This window comes from Streptomyces sp. NPDC006384 (assembly GCF_042870695.1).
GTDB lineage: Bacteria > Actinomycetota > Actinomycetes > Streptomycetales > Streptomycetaceae > Streptomyces.
In genome coordinates this window covers 1-9,189 of record NZ_JBIAHR010000049.1, presented here as the reverse complement: position 1 = coordinate 9,189, position 9,189 = coordinate 1, and the positions used below count along the sequence as shown (strand labels likewise).

Annotated in this window: 9 protein-coding genes and 1 pseudogene; 7 read left to right on the top strand and 3 right to left on the bottom strand. The window is 66.7% G+C overall.

The features are described from left to right. Positions 1-311: 311 nt before the first annotated feature. Entirely contained in the window at positions 312-497 is a 186-nt protein-coding gene (locus ACFYOJ_RS36030) for a hypothetical protein (RefSeq protein ID WP_356559067.1), read from the bottom strand. A 296-nt stretch (positions 498-793) separates the two neighbouring features. On the opposite strand from ACFYOJ_RS36030, the gene ACFYOJ_RS36025 reads away from it, so the two are divergent. Beyond that, positions 794-3,337, top strand: coding sequence for a Helicase associated domain protein (locus tag ACFYOJ_RS36025; protein ID WP_356559065.1), 2,544 nt, complete (start codon positions 794-796; stop codon positions 3,335-3,337). A 124-nt stretch (positions 3,338-3,461) separates the two neighbouring features. Here the strand turns inward: ACFYOJ_RS36025 and ACFYOJ_RS36020 are convergent, their stop codons facing one another. Beyond that, the gene (locus ACFYOJ_RS36020; protein WP_356559063.1) at positions 3,462-4,829 is read right to left on the bottom strand and encodes a helix-turn-helix domain-containing protein; all 1,368 of its coding nucleotides are present in this window, start codon (positions 4,827-4,829) and stop codon (positions 3,462-3,464) included. A gap of 288 nt (positions 4,830-5,117) precedes the next feature. On the opposite strand from ACFYOJ_RS36020, the gene ACFYOJ_RS36015 reads away from it, so the two are divergent. The 4 genes from ACFYOJ_RS36015 (at position 5,118) to ACFYOJ_RS36000 (ending at position 7,785) form a co-directional block, all read left to right on the top strand. Then, a complete protein-coding gene (locus ACFYOJ_RS36015; protein ID WP_356559061.1) occupies positions 5,118-5,318 on the top strand; it encodes a hypothetical protein in 201 nt (66 codons plus the stop codon). A 186-nt stretch (positions 5,319-5,504) separates the two neighbouring features. Next, positions 5,505-6,611 carry a hypothetical protein gene (locus ACFYOJ_RS36010; protein WP_356559059.1) on the top strand — a complete coding sequence of 369 codons (1,107 nt, stop codon included), beginning with the start codon at positions 5,505-5,507 and terminating at the stop codon, positions 6,609-6,611. Positions 6,612-6,979: 368 nt separating this feature from the next. After that, positions 6,980-7,585 carry a hypothetical protein gene (locus ACFYOJ_RS36005; protein WP_356559057.1) on the top strand — a complete coding sequence of 202 codons (606 nt, stop codon included), beginning with the start codon at positions 6,980-6,982 and terminating at the stop codon, positions 7,583-7,585. A gap of 44 nt (positions 7,586-7,629) precedes the next feature. Next, on the top strand, positions 7,630-7,785 hold the full coding sequence (locus tag ACFYOJ_RS36000) for a hypothetical protein (protein WP_356559055.1): 156 nt from the start codon (positions 7,630-7,632) through the stop codon (positions 7,783-7,785). 135 nt (positions 7,786-7,920) lie between these two features. Here ACFYOJ_RS36000 and ACFYOJ_RS35995 read toward each other — a convergent pair whose 3' ends face one another. Continuing rightward, on the bottom strand, positions 7,921-8,391 hold the full coding sequence (locus ACFYOJ_RS35995; RefSeq protein ID WP_356559069.1) for a hypothetical protein: 471 nt from the start codon (positions 8,389-8,391) through the stop codon (positions 7,921-7,923). Here ACFYOJ_RS35995 and ACFYOJ_RS35990 point away from each other — a divergent pair. Beyond that, positions 8,336-8,482 (top strand): annotated as a pseudogene (locus ACFYOJ_RS35990) (transposase); the annotation flags it as partial. The gene ACFYOJ_RS35995 and the pseudogene ACFYOJ_RS35990 sit on opposite strands and share 56 nt — an antisense overlap. Before the next feature lie 129 nt (positions 8,483-8,611). Then, a complete protein-coding gene (locus ACFYOJ_RS35985) occupies positions 8,612-9,070 on the top strand; it encodes an SMI1/KNR4 family protein (protein WP_356559053.1) in 459 nt (152 codons plus the stop codon). Positions 9,071-9,189: the final 119 nt, after the last annotated feature.

Below are 9,189 nucleotides of genomic sequence, written 5' to 3'. Positions count from 1 at the left end.
GGGGGGGCGGGCTCCGCCCCCCCCCCCCACCCGGCCCGGCTGCGCCGGGCCGGTGACGCTCCGTCCGCTGCGCTCCCGGAGCTGCGGGGCCTGCGGCCCCTGGGTGGCCTCCGCTGCGCTCCAGCCACCCAGGGGTGCTGCGCACCCCCAAGGGCCGGACCCGCTCTGCGGGCCGGCCAACGGGCCTGCGGCCCGGGCAGCGAGAGGGGAGGCGTGGGGTGGTGGGTGCTGCACTCCCGGGGCTACGGGGCATTGTGGCCCCGTAGCCCCGGGAGTGGTCGCTACGCGCCACGCAGGCCCTGTCCCTGCGCTCAGTCTTCTGGGTGATGGGCGCGCCCCTCGAAGTCCCGCCGCACCGCGGCGCCCTGGTCCTCAATCAGCCCTTCGCTATCGGGGAAGTCCAGAACCGCGCCGCAGTGGCCGCACAACTTCCCGTCCTCAGCCGGTGTACCGCACGCCTTGCAGAACCGGTTGCCCTTCTCAATCTCCTGCGTCATGACTCTCCGAAAGCAGATCTAAGTGTTGGGGTTCGATGCGGAGTACCCATAATGCCGAGGTTGACGCTCCAGGCCGAGTGCTTCATTTTTCTGCTGCGATAGACTCTGGATTTAGAAGGCTCTAGGGATGTGACGTGTGTGGTGCTGCAGGATGACTGTGCAGGCCTCGAGTCAGGGCGTTTCCCGCCGTCTTGGGTGAAGACGTCCTGCGGGACCAGCAGTGCTTGTGTACAGGGTGTCTGGTCGGTTGGGGCTCTGAGAACGGTCGTCTGGCTCCGCTGGAAAGGGTCGAGGTAATGGCTGTGAAGGAACTCCGTCCCCATCAGCGTGAAGCCGTGGCCGCGGTACTGCGGTCGCTCGAATTTCCTGCACGCTCCACTGTGCCCGAGCGGGGTCTGCGCACGCAGGTGATCATGGCCACCGGAACCGGCAAGACCCTCGTCGCCGTACGCAGCGCCGAGGAGCTCCGTGCGGGCCGCGTGCTGGTGCTCGTGCCCTCGCTGGACCTGCTCGCGCAGACCGAAGCCGCGTGGCGCGAGGGAGGCCGCAGAGGCCCGATGATCGGGGTCTCCTCCCTACGGGGTGGGGACGTGTCCTTCCCCAACACCACGGACGTGGACGAGCTGGTCGACTGGGTACGGCCGTTCGACAAGGTCACCGTGTTCGCCACCTACGCCTCCATCGGCCTCGGCACACTGGAGCGCGCACACGCCGCCGGCCTCCCGGGCTGGGACCTGATCGTGGTCGACGAGGCGCACCGATGTTCGGGGCGGATCGGGAAGCCGTGGGCCGTTGTCCACGACAACACTCGCATCCCCGCCCTGCGCCGCCTGTACATGACGGCTACGCCCCGGTTGTGGCAGCTGGACGAGGACGCCGGCCAGGGCGTGCCGGGTGAGCTGGTCGCGTCGATGGAGGACGATCCGGACGGGCCGTTCGGTGCGCGCTGCTACACGTTGACACTGTCGGAGGCGATCGACCGGGGGATCTGCGCGCCATATCAGGTGGTGTGCGTGGACATCACCGACACTCAGCTCCAGGCCGCGCAGCTCCTGGGCGCTGAGGGGCGCTCGGATGAGGTGCGAGGGGCTCGGCTCGCCGCGCTCCAGACCGCGCTGCTGAAGGCGTCGTCGGAGGAGGGGTTCCGGCGCACGCTCGTCTTCCACCACCTGGTGAAGGAGGCCGAGGCGTTCGCGGCCGGCCTCCCGGACGTCGCCGAGCGGCTGCATGCCGCGGACCCCGCGTTGTACCCGAAGGCGGTCTGGGCCGACTGGCTGTGCGGGGAGCACAAGCCGGGCTACCGGCGCCGGGTGCTGGGGGAGTTCGCGGCCGGGATCGCCGGGGACGGCGCGGTCGTGGAGAAGGGCTTCCTGGGCTCGGTGAAGGTTCTCGGGGAGGGCGTCGACACCCGCAACTGCGACTCCGTCTACTTCGCCGACGTGCGCGGGTCGATGCCCGACCTCGTCCAGGCCGTGGGCCGCGCGCTGCGGATGCAGCCGGGCGAGGGCAAGGTCGCCTCGCTCGTGGTGCCGGTGCTGCTCGGGCCGGGCGAGACAGCGGACAACATGCTGACGTCGCGCGCGTTCGGCGGGTTGGCGAAGCTGCTCGAGGCGCTCAGGGCGCACGACGCCCGTGTCGTCGAGCAGCTCGCCGAGCAGCAGGCGCCCAGTCGTGTCCGGGGCGTGCAGAGCCGTAGCGGGGCGGAGGAGGGTGAGGAGGTCGGGAGCGACCGAAGCGACCGTGGTCTGTCGGTGCCGGCCCGGGAGCTGTTGAAGTTCTCCACGCCTCGTGATCCGGCGCAGCTGGCCGCGTTCATCAACCTGCGGGTCCTCAACCCCGAGCACGCGCACTGGCGGCGCGGGGTGGAAGCCGCCGTCATCTACCAGCGGCTGCACGGGGACCTGAAGGTGCCCTTCACCTACCGGGTCCCGGCCGGTGACGAGCAGGCGCTGGAGGCCGGGGGGTGGCCGGCCTCGCTCGCCGGGTTCCCGCTGGGGCAGTGGATCGCCGACAACCGGCGGTTCTACGCCCGCGGCGTTATGGGCGAGGAGCGCGTCGCTCAGCTGGAAAAGCTGGGCATGGTGTGGTCGCACTTCGACGTCGCGTGGGAGGAGGGTCTGGCCGCCGCGCGCGGGTGGGCGACCGAGGCGGGCCATCTTCTGGCGCCGCTGGACGCCACGTTCCAGGGGTATCGGGTGGGGATCTGGCTGAAGAATCAGCGGGCCGCCGCCCGGAAGGCGGCCGAGATCGAGCAGCGGCGCGCGGAGGGCCTCCCCGTTCCGTCGTGGGCTGGTGCGCTGTCGGCCGAGCGGCGCGAGCAGCTCGAGGACATCGACCCCGCCTGGTGCCCTGCCTGGCCGGTCGAGTGGCAGCGCTGCTTCCACCTCGTCCGGCTCCACTTGGAGGCTGGCGGCACGCTGCCCGCGTCGCCGGGCACCGTCGTGCACCAGGGCGAGGACCTCGGCCGGTGGGTGCGGACAGTCCGGTACGGCTGGGACCAGCTCACCACCGTCCAGCAGTGGATGTGCGAACAGGTCCTCGGAATCACACCCGCCAGCGAGGACGAAAAGCCGCCCCCGCGGCGTACGCAGGCCGACAAGTGGGCCATGAACTACGAGGCCGCCAAGCAGTTCTACGAGCGTGAGGGGCACCTGCGCGTACCGCGGAAGCACGTCGAGCGGATCGTCGTCGGTGACCACGGCAGTGACGGCAGCGGCGAGAGCCAGAAGGAACGGGAGCTCCGGCTCGGAGCATGGATCAGCAACCAGCGCAGCAGAGCCGCCACCCTGACCCCGGAACGGATCGAGCAGCTCTCCGCCATCGGCATGCGCTGGAGGTAGACCCACTTGAACCGCGCAGGGCCCGGACTAGCGGTCGTCCGGGCCTTCGCCACCGCCTGTGGCGGCAAAGCAGGAACTTCAGTCACCGCGTTGCGCTTCTGTGCCAGGCGTGTGAGACCGAGGCCTAGTCGGGCGCGGGCAGAATCCACAGCCGCAGTTGTCCGTCCGCACTGCCTGTTGCGAAGAGGCGGCTATCAGATGAGAAGGCAGCACCCCAGATCGTGCCCGTGTGGCCAAGAAGGGGAGCACAGGCCGCTTTCCACGATGCTGTCTCCCAGACGTGGACGGCATGGGCCGAGTCGAACGTCCCTTCGTCGTCCTCGTCGTCCTCGTCGTCGGTTCCTGTCTGGGCTCGAGGGTCCGGCCGGACCACAGCGGTCAAAAGCCGCCCGTCAGGGGAGAAAGAGATCGTTTGGATGATGCCGACAGCCTCAGTAAGGGGCTCGCTAAACATCGTCTGCGATCTCACGTCCCACAGCTGTACCACTGGCCCGCTCGCCGTGGCGAGCAACTTCCCGTCGGGCGAGAACGCTGTTGCTGTGACATCGACGGTGTGACCACGAAGAGCACTTCCCCGTTTCTCAAATGCCTCAAGATCCCAGAGCTGAGCTGTTCCATCGCCGTGCCCTGTAGCCAGGAGTCCTCCGGCTGACACGGCGAGGCCGGCGCTGAGGTTGCCTCCCAGTTTCGCGATGGCTTCAGGCCGATCGGGCGCGCTGATGTCCCACACACGGATGGTGCGACCGGCGCCAAGGAGCAGGCGGTTGTCTGGAGAGAAGCCGACGGCCCAGGCCCGACCTGAACTGACGGTGAGGGGTTCGCCAAGGCTCTGTCTCGTGGCAACGTCCCACAACATGATGCGTCCATCCGCGCTGCCACTAGCCAGCAGCTTGCCGTCGGGCGAGAAGCGGACCGTCTGTACCTGCTCGACATGACCGCCCACGAGCGCGGTACCGACTCGGCGTTGCTCGATGGTGTCCCAGAGCTGTACGGTCCGCAGGCCGTGAGCAGTGGCGATCAGCCGACCGTCTGGTGAGAAGGCCACGTCCCAGACGCCATCAAGGCCATCCGCCATGGGAAACATCTGGATTCGATCGCCTCGGCGCATGGCGGATAGAACCACCTGCTCGGCGAGCCCGTGGGCGGCGGCATGGGGGAGGGCTGTCCGCTGCCGTGGGCGAGTGATCTTGTGTTGCTCTTTCAGCTCTTGAACATGCCACCAGCGATCACGCCAGAGCTGAATATCAGGATGGCCCTGTGATGCGCTGCCGCCCGTGTCAAAGGTGAGCAGTACGCGAACCAAGGCCATGTAGACATCCAGACCCGGGTGTGTCTTGCCGTTGAGGACAGCGCTGACTGTTGATGCCGCTACGCCGGCCCGGTCCGCTATCTGCTTCAGGTCCGGCCACTGAGGCAAGCGCCCTCTCAACCTGCGCAGCTCTGCCGCTGAGGTCTCCAGTTCCGATTGGTAGGTCCCCCCGCCAATGGTCATGCCCCACCGCCCTGCCTCATCGTGACGCTCCCGCCCGGGCAGACCAGGCTAGACGTAAATCACTGAAATCTGCCGAACTTCAATGAAGTTCGCTGTGGAACGGTGCATACCGCCGTAACGAGCCACTCCTTCAGCACCATCAACACTTCTTCGCTCAGTGCTGCCTCATCAGGCTCTTTGCGTTGAACTACCAACACGGCACGGCCGTCACCGGAAACGGCGACGGCCCCCTGGTGGGCAGGGAGCCGTCTGCAGAAGACCGAACATCCCCGACCGAAGGAGAAGCTCATGTCCAAGCCCGAGCGTAAGGGCAACAGCCCGGAGCCGAAACCCCTCCCGAAGCCGGATGGCGGATCGTCGAGGACCCGATGGTCCGAGCGCGCCCGGCGGCTCCGGAACGAGGCCGGCCTGCACCTGTTCCGCGGGGCCGCAACCGCGGTCGGCGGCGCAATCGTCGCGTACGGCGGCCTCTGGATCCAGTCGCGCTGACCACGGACAGAGGGAATCGGAGCCTGGCTGACGGCAGCCGGGCGGCTTGTCCCACCCGGCGTCGCGCGCGAACAACACCAGCCGCTCTGATGAGGCGACAGCCCTGACAACCTCCAGGAGGCACACAGCGGGACCGTGTGCGTGAGAAGATCCTCAGCCAAGATTCACTCGCCCTGAAGGATCCCCATGCATGAGCAATTTCTCGATGATGCGTCGAGTCATGAACTTGAGGAGATACCGCAGTCAGTGAATCAAGACTTGGTCGAACACAACGGGTCCTACTACCAGGTGCGCCAGGCGGAGCTCGCCGGTGATGTTCACTTTCCACCTGTCCGGAATGGTCTGGACTACTTGGTCAGCGTGGCAGAGCACCTAGAGGGTGGGAACGAACCAAGTGCAAGAGCCATGAAGTACGCCGTGCTGCACCTGGCTGCGGGCGCCGAAGTACTTCTGAAAGCGCGTCTGCAGATGGTGCACTGGTCTCTGGTGTTCGCCAACCCCGGGGACGCTACGCGAGAAGCGCTCGAGAACGGAACACTGAACAGTTGCTCTCCGGAAGAGACACGTAAGCGGCTGACCAACATTGCGGGCATCAAGTTCAGCCAGCGCGAAAAGGATGCCCTCTCCGACCTGGCCAAACGCCGCAACGCTCTGCAGCACTATGGCTTGGTCGGCGAGAACGCCAAAGCTGGCAAGGTGGAGAGCACCACTGCCCAAGTGCTGAACTTCCTCATCAGTTTCGTCGGTGAGCACATTTTGGAGCACATCACCGATGAAGAGGAACGACACCATGCGGAGATCGACATGGACCGGATCCGCGGAGGCGTCCGTACGATCCAGGGCTATGTAGCAGAGCGCATGAAGGACCTCGCTCCGGTTCTGGGACCCGCCAGAGCGCGCACCGTTAAATGCCCGCAGTGCCAACAGTTCGCCCTCACTCCAACAATGATCAAAGGCGTGCCGGAATGGTGCCAGTCGGACGCCAGCCTATTCCCCATGTACTGCCACCTCTGCGTCGAGGGCTATGCCCCTCAGGGCCTGGCTCTGGGCTACGCCGTCCGCGTTCTCGACCGCGCCGCTCCTGATGCCTCGTACGACGGTGACGCCCCGAACCGGTGTCCCGTCTGCGCGAAGAGCAGCCTGGTGCGAGGGGCCCGGACCGCTGCCGCTCCAGAGACGCCTATCGACTTCTGCTTCCATTGTGCAGACGTGGTCGATGGGCTGCACGAGTGCCAGCGCTGCGGCTTCATTTACACCACTGAGCAGGGTCATCGATGCCGACTCGGTAACTGAGTACCTCCGCATGAGGACGTCGTCCGCCGAGACGAGCAGCGAGGGCCAGGCAGAGCAATCCTGCTCGGCCCCCGCCGTCGTCGGGTCAGCCGAAGCCGAGCGTCTCCTGGTCGTAGTTGGCCGGGGCCTACGGAGCAGGGGGCGGCGGTGCGCTGTCCTGGCGTGCGGCCTTGCCGCTGAAATGGCAGCCCAGTGAGCTTCTTCAGTCGCCACCCCGGCGATCTCCGGCGGCGCGGCGGCCGACCGGGGCGCCGACGCACTCCTGGTTCGGCCGCCGGTGGGATGAGCGAGCGCGGTCACGCCACTTGACCCTCCCCAGTATGCAAATCCTGCTCGCCCGGCCAGCGTGGCCCCCTACACTGCGGGCTATGTCCGATGCAGTCGCCGCGCCCCTCCGCCTCGAGCGGTTCAGGCACTTTGCATCGTTCCGTATCAACGCGACCACTGCGGTGCTGGTCGGAAAGAACGCCGGCGGCATGGCAGCCATGTTTGATGCGCTCGCGTTGGTGGTCCGGGTTGATCAGTACCTGCAGTCCGGCAAGACCATGTCGGCCGGCTCGGTCCTGCACACCGTTCTCGCCGCCAACGACCTGCGGCAGGTCCTGCACGAAGCGCGGGAACAGCAGCACTCCATCGAGTTCGCGCGATCCGTGCTCGGGTCAGCCGAGGAAGCAACTCAGCTCCCGTCGATTACGACACCGACCGTCGGTTCGACGTCCCTTCGGGCGGCAGACTTGCCGCCGTTCGATGACCTGCATCGTGCCGCTAAGGCTGCTGAGCAGGTCTGGCTCCTCGCTCTCGACCTCCTGCACGCGCGGTTGGGGCCGGTTCACTGCGGCTTCCGACCGCCAGCCCCTACCCGTCAGTCATCTCCATGCGGCGTGGTCAGGCTTGCGGCGCCGCGTGTCCCCCGGGCACCTGGAGGACCGGCCGCGTTGCCGTTCTCCTCCAACTCCTGCGTGCTCGCCGCCTGACCCTTTCTAAGCGGCGGCGACCGCCGCTTTCGAAGGGTAAGTCAGTGGAAGGTCCCACCCTGTGGGTGCTCGCGGTGATCGGCTTCATCAGCGTCGTGTGCGTGATGGGCGCAAAACTCGCCAGCGACTTCGAGACACTCGCCGAAGCCTGGATCGGCGTACTCCAAAGGCTGCGTGCACTCCTGCGGCGGCCGCGATAGAAGAGCTCAGGACGGGTCCCGGCCAGCAAGAACGGCTCGGGACTGGAGTGGGCATGACGCCGCCGTCCGGCCGGTGAGGGAACCGCGCCCGAGGCCCCGGGCCGTCGGCTCAGTCTCTTCGGACTCATCTTGCGGCTATGCCAGGGCGTCGGGAATGAAGTGGGAGTAGCTCTCGCGTAGGTGCTGCGTTACGCGGTCGTCGGTCGCCTCGTAATTCAGCTGCTCTTGGAAGAACCGCAGCTTTCTCTCCCCGGCGTCGAGGATCTCGCCCCAGCTCTTGACCCAGACCTCGTAGTCGTCCTGCACGTAGGCGAGACCGGCGGGGCGGTCCTTCTGCCGGATGTCGCGGAGGATCTTGTCGGAGTAGTCGTAGGTGACGAGGTAGAAGCGCCATTTGCAGCCGACCCCGCTGTACTGGGGGTCGTCGATGATGGCCTGGGCGTAGTTCTTGATCTGGGTGAGTTCCTTCGGGCCGACCTTCACGGTCGGTCGCTTGAGCTCGATGACAAGGCGCTTCGTCCCGGCGGCTGCGGAACTGCCTGCGCCCGACCGCTGGGTCGTGGAGAGGAGCTTCGCGTGGCTGCACGGCTTCCGACGTCTGCGCATCCGCTGGGAACGCAGGGCCGACGTCCATGAAGCGTTCCTCAAACTCGCCTGCTGTCTCATCACGCATCGACAACTCAGGGCATTGCGCTGATCCTGGGACCGCTGGTCACGCCGTGGATGTCCGTGGCTCATGTCATGATCCGGTTTCATGAGTGACCGATCGCTTTCGCCCGCCTGGCTGGCCTCGTGGACGGACAGAGTCTCCGGGACTCTCACGGCCATGACAGGCGAGTTCGAGGATCAGCACGGCTTCCCCCCTGGGACCAACGAGGTCCGGCCGGCTGACGACGATGATCAAGTCGCGGCTCGCAGGCTTGCCCAAGTCGCCCCTGTACCGGCTGACCTGGTCACCTTCTACGACAGCATCGGCGATGTCTGCTGGGCGGACGTCGGCAACGGCTATTTCCTCGAGCCAGCCATTGACGTCCTGCAACGGCTCCAGAACGACGGCCCCGTCGATGCTGGCACAGACCGAAAGGTCCATGGTCTGGTCATCGGCTCTAACGGCGGTGGCCTGGCCTACGTCGCGGGCCCCGATGGGGTGATCTACCGGACGCGGACCGCGTCGCTGGACGAACCGGAACTCGACAAGGTGGCCGACGACCTACGGCAGTTCCTTGAGCTGCTGGAGCACTCGCTGACACGCTTCATCGCCGACGGCGAGACGGGAACCCTGTAACCGCACGCCCCAAGCGCCCATTCTGTTACTGATGTTGAACTCGTGGAGTCGTAGGGGCTGACGGCTTGTCGACTGTGCGGTATCACCGGGACATGCGGTATCCACAAGGGGGCGGGCTG

What these genes read in the sequence shown, in the direction of transcription:
- ACFYOJ_RS36030 (WP_356559067.1), bottom strand. Translation starts at nt 497, where the DNA reads ATGACGCAGGAGATTGAGAAGGGCAACCGGTTCTGCAAGGCGTGCGGT.
- ACFYOJ_RS36025 (WP_356559065.1), top strand. Translation starts at nt 794, where the DNA reads ATGGCTGTGAAGGAACTCCGTCCCCATCAGCGTGAAGCCGTGGCCGCG.
- ACFYOJ_RS36020 (WP_356559063.1), bottom strand. Translation starts at nt 4,829, where the DNA reads ATGACCATTGGCGGGGGGACCTACCAATCGGAACTGGAGACCTCAGCG.
- ACFYOJ_RS36015 (WP_356559061.1), top strand. Translation starts at nt 5,118, where the DNA reads ATGTCCAAGCCCGAGCGTAAGGGCAACAGCCCGGAGCCGAAACCCCTC.
- ACFYOJ_RS36010 (WP_356559059.1), top strand. Translation starts at nt 5,505, where the DNA reads ATGCATGAGCAATTTCTCGATGATGCGTCGAGTCATGAACTTGAGGAG.
- ACFYOJ_RS36005 (WP_356559057.1), top strand. Translation starts at nt 6,980, where the DNA reads ATGTCCGATGCAGTCGCCGCGCCCCTCCGCCTCGAGCGGTTCAGGCAC.
- ACFYOJ_RS35995 (WP_356559069.1), bottom strand. Translation starts at nt 8,391, where the DNA reads ATGCGCAGACGTCGGAAGCCGTGCAGCCACGCGAAGCTCCTCTCCACG.
- ACFYOJ_RS35985 (WP_356559053.1), top strand. Translation starts at nt 8,612, where the DNA reads ATGACAGGCGAGTTCGAGGATCAGCACGGCTTCCCCCCTGGGACCAAC.